This window comes from Okeania sp. KiyG1 (genome assembly GCF_014132355.1).
Classification (GTDB): domain Bacteria; phylum Cyanobacteriota; class Cyanobacteriia; order Cyanobacteriales; family Microcoleaceae; genus Okeania.
In genome coordinates this window covers 46,251-62,919 of the sequence record NZ_BLZO01000150.1, presented here as the reverse complement: position 1 = coordinate 62,919, position 16,669 = coordinate 46,251, and the positions used below count along the sequence as shown (strand labels likewise).

Annotated in this window: 13 protein-coding genes and 2 pseudogenes; 8 read left to right on the top strand and 7 right to left on the bottom strand. The window is 36.7% G+C overall.

The window, feature by feature from the left end; genetic code table 11:
• A pseudogene (locus SAGCYANO_RS46360) lies at positions 1–231 on the top strand (bifunctional metallophosphatase/5'-nucleotidase); the annotation flags it as partial.
• An 894-nt stretch (positions 232–1,125) separates the two neighbouring features.
• Entirely contained in the window at positions 1,126–2,718 is a 1,593-nt protein-coding gene (locus SAGCYANO_RS34755) for an AGE family epimerase/isomerase (protein ID WP_202224217.1), read from the top strand.
• Between the two features lie 355 nt (positions 2,719–3,073).
• On the opposite strand, the gene SAGCYANO_RS34750 is transcribed toward SAGCYANO_RS34755, so the two are convergent.
• Complete coding sequence (locus SAGCYANO_RS34750) at positions 3,074–4,060, bottom strand: sodium:calcium antiporter (RefSeq protein WP_202224216.1); 987 nt, start codon at positions 4,058–4,060, stop codon at positions 3,074–3,076.
• A 142-nt stretch (positions 4,061–4,202) separates the two neighbouring features.
• On the opposite strand from SAGCYANO_RS34750, the gene SAGCYANO_RS34745 reads away from it, so the two are divergent.
• Complete coding sequence (locus tag SAGCYANO_RS34745; RefSeq protein ID WP_202224215.1) at positions 4,203–4,463, top strand: hypothetical protein; 261 nt, start codon at positions 4,203–4,205, stop codon at positions 4,461–4,463.
• Between the two features lie 150 nt (positions 4,464–4,613).
• Here SAGCYANO_RS34745 and SAGCYANO_RS34740 read toward each other — a convergent pair whose 3' ends face one another.
• Together SAGCYANO_RS34740 and SAGCYANO_RS34735 are read right to left on the bottom strand one after the other, a co-directional pair.
• Positions 4,614–5,303, bottom strand: coding sequence for a mechanosensitive ion channel family protein (locus SAGCYANO_RS34740; protein ID WP_237396986.1), 690 nt, complete (start codon positions 5,301–5,303; stop codon positions 4,614–4,616).
• 343 nt (positions 5,304–5,646) lie between these two features.
• Complete coding sequence (locus SAGCYANO_RS34735) at positions 5,647–5,805, bottom strand: YqaE/Pmp3 family membrane protein (protein ID WP_202224214.1); 159 nt, start codon at positions 5,803–5,805, stop codon at positions 5,647–5,649.
• A gap of 1,027 nt (positions 5,806–6,832) precedes the next feature.
• Between SAGCYANO_RS34735 and psb35 the strand changes: the two genes are divergently transcribed.
• From psb35 to SAGCYANO_RS49670, 3 genes are all read left to right on the top strand, one after another.
• On the top strand, positions 6,833–7,024 hold the full coding sequence (gene psb35, locus SAGCYANO_RS34730) for a photosystem II assembly protein Psb35 (protein WP_202224213.1): 192 nt from the start codon (positions 6,833–6,835) through the stop codon (positions 7,022–7,024).
• A gap of 91 nt (positions 7,025–7,115) precedes the next feature.
• On the top strand, positions 7,116–7,460 hold the full coding sequence (locus tag SAGCYANO_RS34725) for a hypothetical protein (RefSeq protein ID WP_202224212.1): 345 nt from the start codon (positions 7,116–7,118) through the stop codon (positions 7,458–7,460).
• A gap of 285 nt (positions 7,461–7,745) precedes the next feature.
• Positions 7,746–8,036, top strand: coding sequence for a CsbD family protein (locus tag SAGCYANO_RS49670; protein WP_307786265.1), 291 nt, complete (start codon positions 7,746–7,748; stop codon positions 8,034–8,036).
• Positions 8,037–8,289: 253 nt separating this feature from the next.
• On the opposite strand, the gene SAGCYANO_RS34715 is transcribed toward SAGCYANO_RS49670, so the two are convergent.
• The 4 genes and pseudogenes from SAGCYANO_RS34715 to SAGCYANO_RS34700 form a co-directional block, all read right to left on the bottom strand.
• Positions 8,290–9,012 carry a response regulator transcription factor gene (locus SAGCYANO_RS34715; protein ID WP_202224211.1) on the bottom strand — a complete coding sequence of 241 codons (723 nt, stop codon included), beginning with the start codon at positions 9,010–9,012 and terminating at the stop codon, positions 8,290–8,292.
• 147 nt (positions 9,013–9,159) lie between these two features.
• A pseudogene (locus SAGCYANO_RS34710) lies at positions 9,160–9,369 on the bottom strand (zinc ribbon domain-containing protein); the annotation flags it as partial.
• Positions 9,370–9,626: 257 nt separating this feature from the next.
• Positions 9,627–10,805, bottom strand: coding sequence for a DUF4336 domain-containing protein (locus SAGCYANO_RS34705; protein WP_202224209.1), 1,179 nt, complete (start codon positions 10,803–10,805; stop codon positions 9,627–9,629).
• 287 nt (positions 10,806–11,092) lie between these two features.
• Positions 11,093–13,471 carry a CBS domain-containing protein gene (locus SAGCYANO_RS34700; protein ID WP_202224208.1) on the bottom strand — a complete coding sequence of 793 codons (2,379 nt, stop codon included), beginning with the start codon at positions 13,469–13,471 and terminating at the stop codon, positions 11,093–11,095.
• Between the two features lie 565 nt (positions 13,472–14,036).
• On the opposite strand from SAGCYANO_RS34700, the gene SAGCYANO_RS34695 reads away from it, so the two are divergent.
• Both SAGCYANO_RS34695 and SAGCYANO_RS34690 read left to right on the top strand, forming a co-directional pair.
• A complete protein-coding gene (locus SAGCYANO_RS34695) occupies positions 14,037–14,225 on the top strand; it encodes a hypothetical protein (RefSeq protein WP_202224222.1) in 189 nt (62 codons plus the stop codon).
• Positions 14,226–15,489: 1,264 nt separating this feature from the next.
• Positions 15,490–16,512: a nitrilase-related carbon-nitrogen hydrolase gene (locus SAGCYANO_RS34690; protein WP_202224207.1), complete on the top strand. Its 1,023-nt coding sequence runs from the start codon at positions 15,490–15,492 to the stop codon at positions 16,510–16,512.
• The last annotated feature ends 157 nt before the right edge of the window (positions 16,513–16,669 follow it).

The following is a 16,669-nucleotide window of genomic DNA, read 5'->3' as shown; positions in this document are numbered from 1 at the left end:
CCAGAAGAGGACCTCAACAAAAACGGGGTGAGGGATGAAGCGATTGCAGAAGCTGTCGATGGCGTTGCTGACTTCGCTCCTTTCGGCACTGAGCAGGACTCACTGGCGGAATACTTCTATCAAGTTTGTCCTACCGCAGACACTGCCTTTAGCCAAGCGGATGGGGGACCTGACTCAGACGAGCGGATTCAGAACCTGGCGTTCCGGGAAGATACAGTAATTTCTCAATAGAGGGATTTTTGCTGAGTTTATCTAATCCCAAATCTCGATAATGTTGTCTGGTGCGATCGTCTATGGGCGATCGTACAAATACAAATCGACCAAACAAACAACTCTCAGAGGAGTTCATCTCACTACAATGAAACAAATGTTTTCCCATGAGTTTAACAGCTACAGGACTTACGCAGAACTACCATATCTAGTAGGGGCGGTTTCCTCCGGAATGCTTTCGTTGTGGAAACCGCCCCCACAGATGGCGTATAAATTGATATTTTGCGTAAGTCCTGTTGGTATAATAAACAATCTTTACCCAACCTGGTAAGGACGTTGCATGCAACGTCCCTACATTGCGGTTAATTAATGTTATATCATGTCCGGTAGCATCGGTATTGTATAGCAAGAGTAGGGAACACCGGAGCTGGGAACAGGGAACAGTCAGGAATACCTAAGAGCAAGAAAAAACTTAAATTTCTTGTAGATATTCACCTTTGGGTTTACACAAACGCGCCCCAGCGGACATGATATTACTTGATATGAGTTACTCTGCTGTCCGTATTTTATTGTTGATTGTCGTAGATTTATCGCAACGGCGATCGAGTACAATTCACTAAATTATTTACAGGACTTATATCATGTCCGGATAATCAGCGATAGAACTCCGTTCCGCTTACGCGACCAAAAAACCTTCTCCCTTTTCTTCAGGAACGTGATTTTGTAGATAAACTATTGATGATTATTTGTCAACTAAAATCTCTAATTTTAATAAAAAAAAACTATTGAACAGAAAAAAGATGTGATAGTATTTTGAATAAAGGCAATAAGTGCAAGCAACTAATTAATATTATTTGATTGCTATGGCCTTCAATCAAGTTCAATTGTTCACCTTCAAAGCAAACAAGAGTTCTTATGTTCAACCTAACTCGCCATCGTCTATTTAAGATGGCAGCAAGTGTATTCCTGAGTTTTACACTTCTGTTTGTATCAAGCGTTCAACCAGCTTTAGCATTAGTCTCCTCAACTGCTAAATATCCTGTTGATAATATTGATGGCATTATTGCCGATGTTCCTACAGGCGAACGTTGGCTGCAACATTTAGAAGAAGACTTGCTCCCATTTTGGACAATGGAGGAAGCACAAGGTATCCCTGTTGGCAACTACCCGACTTATCGATGCAATGATGGGTCTTTGTACAATTGGGCAAATCCCTGTCCAGAACTTGAAAATGCTGATGCAGGTATCGTCAAGCTCGATCGAGAATACATCAGGGCAAAATCAAGACAAATCTTTGCCTATGGCGTTGCTTACCATCTCACAGGAAAAAGCAAATACCTAAAATTGGCTAAAAAGGGAGTAAACTATGTGCGCAAATATGGTTTAGACCCAGAAGGTGGTGCTTACACCTACTTTGAAAATGGAGTTGGCCTACCGAGTAAAGCTCGCCGGATCAGTCAAGATATGGCTTATGCTGTTGCTGGTCTGGGATTTTACTATTATCTTACCCGCGATCCCGATGTATTAGAAAATATCGTTGACCTCAAGGACTATATCTTTGAGACCTATTACGATGCAGAATGGGATTTACTTGCGTGGGCACATGAGGATTATGTAGATTATGTTGACGAAAATGGTAACGAACAAAAAGTTAGTAAGGATCAACGGGAATTAGTATCTCAACTTGACCAAGTTTATGGTTATATGTTGTTGCTTACTCCCACATTGCCGGAAATGTTTGATGGCAAACCCCTGCGCTCCCAATGGGAAGATGACTTAGTGCATCTAGCCAGAATTATGAGCGAGCAGTTCTATACACCAGACAACAATATTTTCTTTGGAGCAATTACCGATCCGAGCAAACAAAGATTAGGAACAGATCATACAGATTTTGGTCACTCCATTAAAACCTTATGGTTGATCTATGAAATCGGTAAATTAACTGGACATTACGAACTCACTGCTTTTGCTCAAGAAAAAGTACCTTTAATTCTTGAAGAAGCTTTCCTAGAAGACGGAACTTGGGGTCGTCGAATCAATCAATATGGTCAGTTAGAAACTGATAAAGAATGGTGGATTTTAGCTGAGTTGGATCAAACTGCCGCTACCTTCAGTTTGCGCGATCCTTCCTACGCTAAATACTTGCCCACCACCTATGCTTATTGGTTTAAGTATATGATAGACCATGAACATGGTGGTACTTGGCACTGGGTAAGTGCAAAGAATAATCTTCCCGACTTGAGTATGCCTAAGCAACACTCCTGGAAAAATGCTTTCCACAGCTTTGAGCACGATCTGGTTGGTTATATTACTGGTCAAGCAATTCACAACCTACCTGTCACTTTGTATTTTGCTTTCCAGGAAATTCCTGAGAATACTCAAATTCGTCCCTACCTATTTGCGGCTAAAGTTCAATCCATAATTGAACCTCGGAAGCTCAATGGGAAAAAGATTCGCCCGGTTCGGGGTTCAACTCAACAAATGGTTACATTAGTTGACGTTCGGTAAATATTGAGCTTGAAGGTATAGTTGTTAATTGAGCAACTATATCTTTTTTGGCCGTTGCTGAAGCGCGTGTATGATATTAATCTTAATTACTTAGGAGTCAACCCCACCCTAACCCCTCCCAGGAGGGGGAAGACCGAGTCAGGAGGGAAGAAAGAAGAAGAAATAGAAAGTTTTTTGATAGCTAATTATATCATGTTCGGATGATTAGTTATAAAAACCTGTTCACCTCAAACTGTGATCTCTTCCTTCAGTATAGCTGCCTTCTGCTTTCCCTCTGCTAAAGTATAAGTATTGAACCGAAAATGAGTTTATTCATATTTGATAGCGATCGCCTCCTATTCCACAAAAATTATAGTCATCTCAAAATGTCAAAAATCATTACCAATAGATAAATTACATAAATACTATTAAGTACCAATACTTCCTTAAAAGAAAAACTATATTTTGGCTTACCAAAGTAAATAAATAATGAATAAAATATTCCTAATAAAGCTACAAAAAATAAGTTCACAGAATATAATTTGATATTTTCCACGGGTAAGTTTACTAAAGCTAATGGAAAAAAAGCGAGAGTCATTGTTGCCGTATTATCAGCAATAACACTGGTAGTTGCTGCTGTAAATTGTCCGCTTTTTGCCACACTCCAAGTAGCAAAAACTTCGGGTACAATACTCAAAGTAGAAGTAATAAATAAGCCACCTACTAATTTAGCAATGCCTAATATGGAAACTATTTTTTCTGTAGCTGTGACAGTAAAGTAAGCGCCGATAATTAATGCTAATATTCCAGCAATAGCAACAATAATCTCTTCAGTTTTCCAATTTACTTTTGTACCTTTTTGCTGGTTTCTAATAATTGCTTGTGCTAAGTAAATAAAATAAGCTACCAACATTAACCAACCATCAATAGGTTGTAACCCACGCCAAGGTTTAGGAATAGTAAGTAATGCTGCTAACCCAATTATTAATAAGTAGGGAATTGTTTGCACGGTTAAAGCTTCTAGTTTAATTTTAAGAGGCTGGGAAAAATTATCTGATTTATTTTGAGAATTTTTTTGAGCAGCAAAGTAAGCAACAGTGACGATCGCAGGAACAGAGACTATATTAGAACCTAGTAAATTACCAAGTCCAATATCAGATAAACCTTGAATAGCGCTAGCAGTATTAGTTCCAATTTCTGGGCTAGCTGTGGCTAAGGCAACAAAAGCAGCACCAGCGGCTTCAGTTAGTCCCCATTGTTGACGTAATTTATTTAGAGGTTCTGCTAATTTGTCAGAACCCCAATGTGCTGCCCAAATAGAAGCTAGTAAAATTAGTATCCAAAATAATAAGTTTATATTCACAATTTTATCCTTGAATTATTAAATTCATACTAGAGACAGATGTTTGATGAAAAATATTTTGATAATATTTACTAAATGAATGTCAAAAATTCCGTTTAAAACATACATTACATATATTGAAGTTAACTTAGGAATAGGAATTATGAATACCCCAAAAAATCTCACAGGAATTGAATTAATTGATTGTGCTAAAGCTAATGCTAAATATGGAGTAGAAAAAGCTGCTCAACAATGTGGCTATGGTCAAGATATTAAACTATTTCAGCAAACACTTCAGGAAGCCTGTGATGAAAAAGGTATATCTATTGATGCGGATAATATTAGTCTTCTAATTACAGACCAGCAATTAATTAAGAAAGAAGGTGGAGTCGAAATTGCTCCTGATACTGCATCTTCTCTCTAAATCAGCGATCGGTTAAAATTCGGACTGGGGAAAAGTTATCAATATCTTCAATTATTTAATTATTAATAATTAATTATTCGGTAATTACTGCAAAATTATCTAGTAATTACAGTAATTAAATTATTGATAATCTGGATTAGATAAATTGCTTTACAGGGAAGATTTTATGTTTTGCTGAGAGTCTATAGGAAGGTAATCATTATATTTATCTTGATTGTAGAAATAAACAGTCCGAATTGGATAAGGAATGTTAATACCTGCTCGGTCAAAAGCTTTCTTAATAGCAAGAATTGCCTGAGTTTGAACTCGGCGTACTTCTTTCTGTTCTGCCCTAGTCCAATAGCGCACAATAAAGTCAATTGAACTATCATTAAAACTAACTAAATCTATCTCAGGAATAGGATTGCCTAAAACACCTTCGACCTCTTTAATCAGTTGGGATAAGATATCTGCTGCTTCTGATAAAGGAGTATTATAATCCACACCTACTCCCAGATCGGTTCGTCGAATACCAAAAGCAGTTCTTACTTGTACAGCACTGGTAAATACATTAGCATTAGGTAAAATGACTCTTTCGCCATTGTAAGTCCTGATTTTCGTAGTTCTAATATCAATTTCTTCTACAGTACCTTCATAGTCATCAACTATTATTTGATCGCCGATACGAAATGGCTCTTGTAATAAGAGCAATATTCCTGCTAGAAAATTTTTAAATATGTCTTGAAACGCAAAACCAACTGCAACAGAACCAAGACCTAATGTTGCAATAATATCTCCTAGTTTTAAACCGGGGAAAGCAATAACACAAGCAATAATAACTCCTATTACCCAAGCACCCACATAGGTAGTTTTTGTGATTAAAATTTGTAAGGATTTACTACGAGTTGCACGCTTTCCTATCTGTTGAGCGAAGTTCCGAAGTAATTGTGCTGCATAGCGAGTTAAAAAATAATAATTAATGCTATTAGTATGGCTGGTATAATTTTTATGGTACTTTCAAGTACATCTTTTAATCCATTAATAATTATATTGATTATTTCATTCATATCTAAGTAAAAATCATCAATTTTAGTAATCTCTATTTAATTTATTTAAGAAGGTTTAAGGTTAAATCGAACGTAAGATATTAGGTGGTAATTTGGGCAGAAATACCTGGATATTACCACCTAAATATAATAACTATTTATCTTTTAGCGATAATCCAAACAGCATGAACAATTCCTGGGATATAACCCAGTAAAGTCAAAAGAATATTCAACCAAAATTGACCGCCAAAACCTACTTGTAGAAATACGCCAAGTGGTGGTAAAAAAATCGCACAAATTAAACGAACAATATCCATGTTAATCTCCTTAATAAAATGGTTCTGTGGTATGTAATCTCTCTCACTCTTTGTGAGGAATTCTGGTTTTCCTTCTTTTATTTCCTCTGTTCTCTGTTTTCAGTTCTCTAAAATCCCAGGACTTTATATCTCACTCATAAATGAGAATTGCTATATTATCAACTTGTGAGGCAAGTTTGTCAATGCTTTATATGAAATACGAAAAATGATGCTAGTTATAAATTTCCCCATCTCCCTATTAATATATCGGTAGCAAACATTAACCTATTTCATATTAGTTACTATTGCCAAACAAAAATTTGGGCTTCATATTCCGGCAAATCGCTCTGAATATTGTCATATCCCGATTCAATATCGTAGTTTCCATTCCATTCATGCCAAGCACCATTTTCAGGAAAATGAGGAACTTAATACCCCGCCAAATAGTTATATGAAAGTTTAATAGGGGGTTTTATTTAACTTTAATAATTAAGCTAAAAATTATATACATAGAATATATTTTACTTATCAATCTGAAATAAATCATCTATCTCAAGATATAGAATCTATAGAAGCCAAGCAAATTAAAAAAGCTGTTTTTATTGGATATTCATTATTCATTCTATCTATCCACAGTTCAAAATATCGTAAACAAGAGACAGGAAATAGGTTCAATAATTGATAATGGATAATTGATAATTACCTCTCCCTAAAAGGAAGAGGATTGAATAAAAGGAAATTTTTTTCTTCTTTCTCTTTTAAAGGAGAGGAGAGGCTTTAAACCTTAATTATTAGGTAAATCGAGCCTATAAAAAATCTACCCTAACTCTTGATTTTTCTTTCATATTCAATTCTTATCTCTCCTATATGAATTTTGAATTATGGCAACTCAATCTTGATTGCAACTGTAATTAATTCTTTCTTTCTCTCCCTAAAATTATCCAAGCTTTACTACCACCTCAACCTTTTGATAGATGTGATTTTATATTTTTTAATTTACTATGAATGTAGTAAGTTTAAATTTTGAATAAAGGAGCATTCTAATATTATGTATTTATTAGAAGTTGCTACAGAAGTTACTACAAAAGTATCTCATTTTCCTTTTGCTGCAACGGCAGTATTGGTAATTGGGTTTATTGCTGCAGTAACAATAGGTTCTATTGCCTGGTACAACTCTAAGCGTCCCCCTGGTTGGGAAAATAAAGAACGTCCTGATGTTGTTCCTAAAGTTGATTCGTAAAAAATAAGAGACTGAATAAGATCCGCTTTAATCGAGCCATCGATCAAACATTTTATTTAAGTTTAATAAAAATTTATTTGGAAGTTAAGTAATGACAAATCAAACAAACATAGGTCCGAACTACGATGCTAATATCATTCCGACAGATGTAGCAGATCGGATGGAAAGAGAGGGAGAAAACTTTATGAAAACTCCTGAAGCTGAAGCACAAGAAAATAATACTGCATCAGGTTATACTGTTGATACAGAAGGTAGGTTAAATAATTTTGCCATTGAACCTGAAATGTATGTCAATGAACCAGGAGACTTAAGGCAGCAAGAAGAAGAACAAAGACGAGAACGTGCTAAAACTATGAAAGAAATAAATCAGACTAATGAAGATGGAAAGTTAACTATGTCTGAAGATAATCGTGGTAAAGGAACAGGTATAATTTAGTTATCAATTATAGTTAGTTTAGCTGCACATATCATCAAGTATTCAGAAGTGACATAAAAATTTTTAGCCTAGCATTATTAGCTAGGCTTTTTTGTTGATAGAGGCAAAATCAAAAATTATACCGATCTTACCGAATTACCGAATCTAATATGATTTTAGCTAAAATCATATCTATCAAATTGCATAATCACAAAATATATCAAGATATTCCTTTCGATAGAAGAAAGTTTAAAAAATTATTATTAGTATATAAATGTAGATAAAAAACTTTTGAGGTTAATACCTATGAATAGTGAAACCGAAAATAGATTGAGTACAACTATTAAAAATGTTGAAGATAAAGCTCAAGAAATTATAGGTGAAACTCAAGAAAAGATGGGAGAAATTACTTCTATGGCTACCGAAGAAAGAGTAAAAGCAACTGTTAAAAATATTGAAGGTAAAGCTCAAGAAATACTTGGAGAAATTACTGGTAATCCAGAAGATAAGGCTGAAGGACAAGTTAAGCAAGATGAGGCTAAAGCAGAACATATTGTAGAAAATGCCAAAAATGAAGCTAAAAAAACAATTGACTAGGCTAACCAAAGTTTCTCAATCATTTTAGTATAACCACTGTTTTATAAAAAGAATTCAAGGAAAAGGTATTAAATACTTTTCCCTGAATGGATAAAGTGTTTTTCAAGATAGGATAAGTCAAGAATTGGTTGGGGTGAATTTTAAATAGAAAAGGATTGAGTAAAAAATATTTTTATTCAAACTATTAAATCACCCTGACATCTTTGACTAATGCAGATGGAAAGCATAACTATTAATGGGAAATCGATCAAGCTTAACTAACTAAACCAGAACGCAAAGCACGGACTGCTGCTTGAGTGCGATCGTTAGCACACAGCTTATTTAAAATACTACGAACATGGGTTTTGACAGTTCCGATAGTGATATAAAGCTTTTCAGCAATTTGAGCATTGCTACATCCAGAAACTATTAGCTGTAATACTTCTAATTCTCTTTCTGTTAGAGGATCTATCTGAATTATTCCATCTCCTCCTGGCGCACAGTCCATCTCATTTAGTTTGAGTTGTGGTTGAGAAGTTGGAGAATTAACGTCAGGAGTTTCCTGAGCTTGGTTAATTACCACACTAGCGATCGCCGGGTCGATCCAATTATTACCTTCATTAGTAACCTCAATAGCCTTAAGTAAATCACTAAAATTGATATCCTTAAGACTATATGAGTCTGCACCAGCACTAAAAGCAGCTATTACGGTATCTTCGCTGTCTTTTGTTGTTAAGACTAACACTTTTGTTTGTTTATCTTCCCGGTCTCCATATATTTCTTTCAACTTCTGAGTCAGTTCAACTCCATCCATATCAGGTAGATTAAGAGCAACTATTGCTACATCCGGCTGAGTTGCCTGCACAATTTTTAAGCCTTCTTGCCCAGAAGCGGCACCTCCAACTACTTGAATATCTTTAGACATTTGTAACGCAGCCATTAAGCCAGTACGACTTAAGTCATGCTTTTCAATCAAAACAACTCTGATTATGTTCATCGTAATTCCGTTCTACTAAACTTACCCAAACTTACCCATGCGGGAATTGCATGAGCTTTAGAGCTAGCTTCCTGTTTCTCAGAAGACCACTGACCGCAGTCTGTAACTTAATCTTCTCCACAGGCTTGAAATCGGTGAGAACTCCACCTACTGACGTGCATAATTTTCTAGGTTCACAGCAGCATTAAAATCTCTGTCTGCCTTGAAACCGCAGTTGTTGCATTCATATAGTCTTACATTCAGCGACATTTTCTGTTGATGTCCGCAGTGAGAACATATTTGAGAACTTGGATAAAATCTATCTGCTATTATTAGCTCACTGCCATACCACTCACACTTGTATGTTAGCTGACGCTGAACTTTGAGTTTGGTCTTGATTGATTGCATTTGAACTGGTAAGCCATGAAAAAAGTCTTTGATCATGGTTTAGGATTATATTAACGCATGATAGCAGACAACAAGCAGACTTTCAACATTTATTAATATTTGTCTAATGCGTGTCCAATTATTCGGCTTCAGTAGTTAACCCTTTTGCTTAAGTTAAACTTGTGGGATTGTTTGTAAATCAGTTTTGATTTATCTTAATAGGGAAAATCAGAAAATGCTCTTCAGCTTTAACGTAAAGCCCCTATTTTTTTAAGCCTATCATCTAATTGTCTCAAAAACTTTAAATCTGTCTCGGATAAATACCCGCCACTATCCTCTAAAAAACTAAACGCTTGCCTAAATTCATATCCACTTGCCTGAATAGGTGCATCAAAATGACAAGGAATAATTTGCTGAAAATTCCAACTTGCCACTTTCTCAACCCACTCCATCACCTGTTTTGGATCGCGATTCAAAATCAGAGTTTGCAATATAGGCGCAACTAACAACCGCCCATCCTGTCGTAATTGTGTAAAAGAATGCTGCCAGTCAGACTTCCAACGCCACGGTAAGAGACCAAAATATGCACGCTTCGAGCGATCGCTTGCTTTGACCACATTCTTCAACATTTCCCCAGTAGGTACTACATCTAAAGCATCCACCTGAAAATATAATGCAAACAAACATATTTTTTGCCACCCTATACATCTATTTATCGGATTATCTTCTACTACATCAGACACATCATCTTTGGCGTGAAACAACAATGGATAGGAGTCTAAATTCAAAACTTCTGGGGGTTCGGTAGGTACAGACAAAACTGTATCAACCGCCAATAAAGTTTGAGATGGACTATGGCAAAATACTACTTCTGCAAAAGGTTTAAAACCAATATCAAGGGGCCCGAGAGTTGCGTAGTCAAATTCTGCTGCAAAAGGTGCATCTCCACTGTTCACAGGGAGTAGGTAGGTACGGTTCCTTGGCAAACCCAACCAACTCAAGGGTAAATTTAGAGGAAAACTCCATTGGTTGGGCGTGACAAAAACTTCCGCCGTGGGAAATTTTCTCGCAAACGGTCCCACATATACTTTATGTTCTAAGCCTGAAATAGTTGGTAAAATAATGTAGCGCACTTCTCCATATTTTTCTACCAATTCATTGACAAGGCGTATGCATTCTCGTGTTGGTGCTATGGGTGCATAAACAAATAAACCACCTCCGATCATTCTTACCACTGTCATCCGAATTGGTACAGTAACATAGAAGATACCCTGAAGTTGTTCAAAAACCCAGATGGTCTCTTTGACTATCTCCTTTCGTAATGTTCGTCTTTGTCCATAAGGGTATAATGGTAAAATAGGCCATAGGGGCCATGACCAATCCCTAGAGTTAGAATTTTGTTGTTGTTTTTGTTTCCCTGAATGCACCGTTAATGCAGTTATTTACTACAGTTATTAATTTATCAGGACTTACGCACCCAAACAAGAAATTAGGTTTACTGCTCTGATTATTGCTGCGAGTTTAACTTCTAACTTCTAATATCAAATCCGGTTAAACAGTTATAGATTGGTTAAGTCTTCAGGAGGACCTCCTCAGGAGGAGAAAGATAAGACAAGATGAGCGTAGTTATGGCGATTGAAGAATTTTTTTATGTCCAATTAAACGGATTTGATATAACTTCTAACTTCTACCTTCTAACTTTTAACTTTTGACTTCATACGGGCATTTCCACTTTAAAAGTTGTCCAACCATTACTACTGGATACTAATAGGTTACCATTGAGCTGTTCTACCAATTTTTTCACTAGGGCTAAACCTAAACCTGTACCCCCTTGTTTCCAAGGATCGGCATTAGGCACTCGATAAAATTTATTAAATATTTTAGGTAACTCAGAGGCAGGAATTTCTGACGGGTTACTAATCAAAAATTTGATTGTAGGAGGTACTTCTTTAAGGCTTTTTTTGCTACTTTTTTTCTGATTACATTCAACTACAAACTTGATTTCGCCACCATTCTGAGTATACTTGCAGGCATTATTTAGAAGTTCTGCTAAAATCCTGCTTAAACTATTATTATTAGACATGATCTGAGGGAGTTTTTTAGGACATTTAACTTTTAGAGTTTGTTCGCGTTCTTTAGTTCTAGATTTAAAAGGATCTATAATAGTGGGAAGCCAATTTGCTAAATCTATTACATCTGTAGAAGCAAGTTCAATACCACCTTCTAAGCGCTGTAAATCTAACAGATCGGTAATTAAGTTAATTTCTCTTTTACACTCTGTATCTAAAATATCTAAATATTGTTTACAGCGTTCTGATATAGGAAAGACGTTCAACATATGAATAGCCATTTTCATGTTTGATAGAGGCGTTCTTAACTCATGGGAAACGGTACTTAAAAAATCATCTTTGAGAATGTTAAGTTGCTGTAGTTCTCGCACTTTTTGTTCCAATTCTGCTGTGCGGTCTTGAACTTGTTTTTCTAAATCTGTGTTAAGAGTTTGTACTTGTTGATAAAGTTGGGCCTGTTGAATAGCGATCGCTAACTGAGTTGCTAGCTGCTTCAACAAATCAATTTCAGATTGTTGCCACTCTCGAATTCCCGAACATTCCTGGGTACACATCAGTCCCCATAGTTGTCCATCTTGGGAAATTGGTACTATTAAGTAAGCTTTTACCTGTTTTTTTTCCAGCTCACTAATTTTTTCTGTACTTAAATTTGTTTGAGTGATATCAGAAACTGCCTGAATCTGATCTTGCTTCATCTTTGTTAAGCATTCAGATGAAATTGTTTCTCCTATCCAAGAATTGCAGTTTTTTTCTACTGACTCAGCAACTACTTTAGCGGCTTTTGCTGTTTCGATCTCAAAGAACACTACTCTATCTGTTTTGAGGAATTGTTTAATTTCTGTCACTACAGCATTAATAATTTCATCTATATCTAAAGATTGATGAATCCTAAGGGCTATTTTTGCTAGGAGGCGATCACGTTCTAGCTGTGCTTGTATTTCTGCCGTTCGTGCCTGCACTTCTTTTTCTAATTCTGCATTTCTAGTGCGTAATAGTTCAAATTTTTCTGCTTGCAGTTGATTAACATCTTTTCGTAATTTTCTAACTAACCCAAACATTACTGTCGGGTCTAATACTTGCAGTAAGCTTGCCTGATTAACTGTTCCCAGAAACTCTCCTTGTTTACCACATACTATTAAGATTTGTACCTGGTCCTGCAACATTTTTTTATGAGCATCCCAGAGAGAGTCTGTTTGTTTCAAACTATTAATTGGCTCTTTCATTACTTTTTTTACAGGTGTTGTTGCCAAACTAAGATTTATAAAATAGGCTTGTGCAATATCATCTGTTGTAATTATACCGACAGGTTTTTCAATTTCAGTCCTTTGTGTTTTACTTTTTTTCTTGTGTGTTACGATTACACTATTGACTTGTTTATCTGACATCAATTGACTAACTTTCAACAACGATGTCGTTCCTGGAGTTGTGACGGCAATAGAATCATTTTTGACTTCATTTACGCTTCTTAACCTGAGAATATTAGAAGGTTGCAGTACTTGACGAATTCTTTCTGGTGTCACAACACCAACTACTTTATCCATACTATCTAGCACTGGCAAATGACTAATTTTATGTTGGCGAAACAAAGATAAAGCCGTAAATAAATCTTGATCGTCTGATTCTTTTAGAGTCACAAAATTAGATGACATGACTTCTGCTATCTTCACTTTTTCTGAGAAATTGCTGAGACTACCAACTTGACCAGTTGCAATTAGTTTGACAAGGTCGCTGACAGTGAATATTCCTAATAAAAAAGAAGATTGTACATTACAAAATTTTGGCTCTTTTTCTATTGATTTATTTTCTACCACTAAAACACTTGTAGCTTTTTCTTGGTTTGATAATGGTGATTCATCAATTATTTTTCTATTTGTCCGTGTATTTACAGGCATTGCACAACTGCTTTGTAACATACTCATTTGTTTGAGTACGTCTACCAGGGGAGTTTCAGGGGTTACAGTTAGCGGATAACGGTCAATTGCTTGTTGCAGAGGTGATGAATAGATATGAGATTGAGCAACCATAATCATATTTCCTTTATTAAATGCAAAATATTATTGAGATTTTTCAGGCAAATTTAGAGTTTTTTTATATTTAATAAGTGATTATATTATAACTGTAATTCTTGCCTAAAAATTACAGTCTAAATTTTAGCATGAAATCAAGTTTTGAGCAATATTTGAAAGTGCTAAAATTAGCATGAATTTGAGTTTAATAAACTCAATCTAATGTGAAAAAAAAAAGATTAAAGTGAGAGCGATCGCTGTTAATAATAACGGTGATTAATCTATCAAACTAAGTAAGGATGCGATCGCGAACACTACTTATATTTAAACCCCGTCCTTAAGGGTGAGGTATTAAGTTCCATTGAATACTTATTTGCATTTTACAGAAACAGACCCAAGAAGATGATATAGTCTGTATATATAGATATAATTCTCTACTTTTTGAAGTAAGGACTTCTAAAGATTTTTGATGACTGGCATGGCCTTCATTTTTGATACTTAAGAAATAAATTAGAATAGAATCTGCCATTTTTAGAATTTTTGTTTCAAAATATTAAGTAAAGATGAGTTGAGAGTATTACCCATGTTTCCATTCTTTGCTAAATCCTGTTGTGGCTGGGACTTTTTTCAACCAGAGTCTCGAAAAGTCCATCAGGAAAATAAACTGAAATTCCTCAAGTGGATGCGAGACGATCTAGAAACTAGATTAGCTGGACTTAATGCGGCCATTCAAACCATTGAACGCCAGATGAATCAAGACCAACCTTCTTAATGTTATAAAGTCGATAGTCCACAAAGAGAGCCTGGGAGTACATTACTCCTAACACTTTAACTACAGTTATTTTTTCTGGGGCGTAAAATTTTGCCCCTTTTATCTCAACGTTGGTTGAAGACCCGCGCTCTCCCGTTGGCGGAGCCTAGCGGCAGCTATTAGGGGAGCGTCGGGATGTTTGCGCAGCATTCCGCAGGAAAAACCAATCAATTTTGAGGTTTTTTCAATAGTGTGTTAGACTTAAAATTTGGCTGCTGGGCTAGCAGTGTCAGTCTGTGGAGCGCGCCTTTAGACCGAAAAGAGGCTCGACCTTGGAGGCTGGTGCATTGAAGCAGAAAGACCTAATAGCGCGATGGTTAGGAATCCCGCGCTGTCACGCAAGTGCAGCGTCGGGAGGATGTCAATTTGAGAATATTGGAATTAGGCAAGTAATATCATTTTTCATTTAATGCTACAGCACTTATTTTTTTGGTGTTTGACAATCAATTTGGATTGTAAGGTAATAGAAAACAGGGAACAGGGATCATTGATATAATATAGATTATTTATTCTTCTTTTTTCTTGTTACTGTTTATCTTTTCTATGATGGGTTTTATATCTCACCTTCACCCGCGATGTCAATGGAGTTTGTGGGGTAAGAATTCTCATCAACCCCATTCTCCTCTCACTAATAATTAGAAATCTCCGGAAAAGAGGGAGTAGATAGTAGGCAGTAGGGACGTTCCATGGAACGTCCCTACAAAGTAGGGGGAAAGAATTGATAATTTCTTTGGGATAATTGATTTGATTTTTTGGCGTTGGTAATTTGAGGTATGATATCGTGTCCGGATAAGAGCGCGATAGAAGTCCATGACCTTTACGCTCCCCGAAAAACTTTATCCTTCTACTCCTCTTTCAACTTCATTCTCCCCTCCTGGGAGGGGTTGGGGGTGGGTTGACTCCTGACTCCTGTAGGGGCGCCATTCGGAGCTTTGCGCAAGCTTTCGGCCGTTTGACCCTACACCTGGTATATGATTTGCTATTTTGCGTAAGTCCTGATTAAATAATTCGCGCCTTGAAACCTCCCATTTTAAGGGGAAAAAAGCGGTCGATCTTCGGAGCTTCCCGAAGGGTGGGATGATGCCATTCGGAGCGCCTCTGTCAAGAGCTGGTCTCCTCGCCATATCCATGAGACCAATAGAAGAAATAATATTTCCTTATATTCAATTCCGTAACAGTTTTAACCAGAGATAATTATCAATTATCCATTATCAATTATCAACTAATGAAACCTTTCCAGGCTTTGGCCCTTCAAGTTAAGGCTAAAGCAGTAAATCAGGCCAACGACCGGGAATCTGCGCGATCGCTGATTCAACAAACCATCAACCACCTAGCTGCACAAATTGCTGCCAGCAAAGCCTTTATTGGCCTAAATTGTAAATTAGTTTTACTGCCAGAATATTTTCTCACAGGTTTTCCGATGGCCGAGTCTTTGACAAGTTGGGCAAATAAAGCTTGTTTAGAAATGACTGACCCCATCTACGACCGTCTGGGAGAGATTGCTCAAAAAAATGATATTTTTCTAGGGGGCAATGCTTACGAAGTTGACCCCAACTTTCCCGAATTATATTTTCAAAGCTGCTTTCTCATAGATCCCAGTGGCAATATAGTATTGCGCTATCGCCGTCTCAATTCTATGTTTGCTCCTACTCCCCACGATGTTTGGGATAAATATCTGGACTGTTATGGTTTAGAGGGAGTATTTCCTGTTGCCAAAACAGCGATCGGTAATTTTGCTGCTGTTGCCTCCGATGAAATTTTATTTCCAGAGGTTACCCGATGTTTGGCAATGCGTGGGGCAGAAATTTTACTGCATCCTACTTCAGAAGTTTATGGGCAAGCGCGATCGCCAAAAGAAGCAGCGAAAGTTTCTCGTGCTGTGGAAAATATGATGTATGTGATATCTGCTAATACTGCAGGTATTGCCAACACTCCTATTCCTGAAGCTTCGGTTGATGGGGGTTCCAAAATTATCGACTATCGAGGTTTAATATTAGCGGAAACGGGTGCGGGGGAAAGCATGGCCACCTACACTGAAATTGATATTATGGCTCTCCGCAACTATCGCTCTCAAGTAGGAATGAAAAATTTATTAGCAAGGCAACGGTGGGATATTTATGCAGAAAGTTATCGTCAGTTTCATGCTTATCCTGCTAATACTATGGATAGTGGAGTAGTTGAACGAAAACATTTTATTGAAACTCAACGTGCAACTATTGAAAAGTTGAGAAAAGAAGGTCTTATATAAGGTAAGGAAGAAGGAAGAGGGAAGAAGGAAGAAGGAAGGAGGAAGGAGGAAGGAGGAAGGAGGAAGAAGGAAGGAGGAAGAAGGAAGAAGAGAAAATATGGAACCTCACCTTATTTTTGAAGCAAGAAGATCGTTTTTTCAACTACCACCTACCACC

Coding starts and splice junctions, on each gene's coding strand:
- psb35 (WP_202224213.1), top strand. CDS start 6,833: ATGTATTTATTAGAAGTTGCTACAGAAGTTACTACAAAAGTATCTCAT.
- SAGCYANO_RS34690 (WP_202224207.1), top strand. CDS start 15,490: ATGAAACCTTTCCAGGCTTTGGCCCTTCAAGTTAAGGCTAAAGCAGTA.
- SAGCYANO_RS34715 (WP_202224211.1), bottom strand. CDS start 9,012: ATGAACATAATCAGAGTTGTTTTGATTGAAAAGCATGACTTAAGTCGT.
- SAGCYANO_RS49670 (WP_307786265.1), top strand. CDS start 7,746: ATGAATAGTGAAACCGAAAATAGATTGAGTACAACTATTAAAAATGTT.
- SAGCYANO_RS34695 (WP_202224222.1), top strand. CDS start 14,037: ATGTTTCCATTCTTTGCTAAATCCTGTTGTGGCTGGGACTTTTTTCAA.
- SAGCYANO_RS34735 (WP_202224214.1), bottom strand. CDS start 5,805: ATGGATATTGTTCGTTTAATTTGTGCGATTTTTTTACCACCACTTGGC.
- SAGCYANO_RS34725 (WP_202224212.1), top strand. CDS start 7,116: ATGACAAATCAAACAAACATAGGTCCGAACTACGATGCTAATATCATT.
- SAGCYANO_RS34745 (WP_202224215.1), top strand. CDS start 4,203: ATGAATACCCCAAAAAATCTCACAGGAATTGAATTAATTGATTGTGCT.
- SAGCYANO_RS34755 (WP_202224217.1), top strand. CDS start 1,126: ATGTTCAACCTAACTCGCCATCGTCTATTTAAGATGGCAGCAAGTGTA.
- SAGCYANO_RS34700 (WP_202224208.1), bottom strand. CDS start 13,471: ATGGTTGCTCAATCTCATATCTATTCATCACCTCTGCAACAAGCAATT.